Here is a 1466-nt window from a genome sequence, read left to right as displayed (position 1 = left end):
GTTCGGCACCTGGTCCGACGGCTCCAGGCCGCGCAGCCGGAACATCGCCTCGTCCCACACCGAGGTGTCGGTGCGCGGCAGCCATTCCCAGGTGCCGATGCCCACGCTGCGCACCGCGAGACCGATGCGCTCGTTCGCGCTGCGCAATGCCGCTTCGGTCTTCACGCGCTCGGTCACGTCGATCGTGATGCCGAACAGCATCGGCCGGCCGTCGCGCGATTCGCGCCGCACCCGGTTCACCAGCCAGCGCACCTCGCCATCAGGACGGCGGATGCGGTACTCGTGCTCCACCGACATCTCGTCGCTCGCGCGGATCTCGTCGCGCACGCGCTCCATGAAGGCGCGGTCGTCCGGGTGCACGACCTCGGTCATCCACTCGGCGCCCGATGGCACGCCCGCCTCTTTCGGCCGGCCGATGATGCGGAACATCTCGTCGTTCCATTCGGCGCGGCGCGTCTGCGGGTCGCGGCTCCAGATGCCCAGGCCCGCCGCCGTGGCGGCGATCTCCAGCCGCTTCGCGAGCTCGGTCGCGCGCCGCGTGTGCTCGACCTGCTCGGTCACGTCGAGCGCGACGCCGACGAACTCGATCGGCGTGCCCTCGGCATCGCGGCGCACGACACGGCGCGTCAGCACGTAGCGGAAGCTGCCGTCCGGGCGGCGGTAGCGGGCTTCCATGTCGACCGGGCGGTCCGAGCGCAGCGCGGCCTGCGAGGTGGCCAGCACCTGCGGCAGGTCGTCGGGGTGGATCAGCGCGCGCACCTCCTCCATCGCCATGCCCTCGGGCCGCGGCGTGATGTCGAGCACCTGGTAGGCGCGCTCGTTGTAGTACATGCGGTTGCGCTTCAGGTCATGGCGCCAGATCGCGATGTTGCCCAGGTCGACCGCGATCTTCAGCTGCGCGCTGGTGTCATTGAACGACTCGGCCAGCTCGTAGGCCTCGGTGTCGTCGACCATGATGCCGATCGCTCGGGTCGGCGTGCCGCCGCCGGGGGCGGACTTGACCTCCCACTGCGAATGCACGCGCCGGATCCGGCCGTCGGGCATCACGATGCGGTAGCGCCGGGTGTACTGGCCGGGCTCGGTCATCGATTCGAACAGCCGCGGGTCGACCCGGTCGTCCGGGTGGATGTGCTGCGCGGTGAGCGCGAAGTTCGGCGTGCCGCCGGCCGGGTCCAGGCCGAAGAAGCGGAACATGTGGCGATCCCAGCGGCCCTCGCCGGACGGGATGTCGCGCTCCCAGACGCCCAGGCGCCCGAACTCCTGCGCCATGTCGAGCAGCTCGGCGAGCCGGCGCGCCTCGTCGCCGAGCGCGCGCACGTCGGTGATGTCCTGCACCAGCAGCAGCTGCGGGCCGGGTGACTGCAGGCTCAGCCAGCGCTGCGTGCCGGAGGGCGTGGTCCAGCGGTGTTCGGCCGCCGCCAGCGCGGCCTGCGGCGGCAGGCCGAGCAACTGGCGCACGTCGCGCC

The 1466-nt window shown here is 71.8% G+C and carries 1 protein-coding gene; it reads right to left on the bottom strand.

Annotated features, from left to right (window positions below; translation table 11 throughout):
• On the bottom strand, positions 1-1466 hold a 1466-nt coding region (locus tag AC1D01_RS34360), incomplete at both ends, for a PAS domain-containing protein (RefSeq protein WP_477873938.1).

The sequence above is a fragment of the Rhizobacter sp. P3_B12 genome, from assembly GCF_056402895.1.
This window is presented reverse-complemented; position numbering and strand designations above follow the sequence as displayed.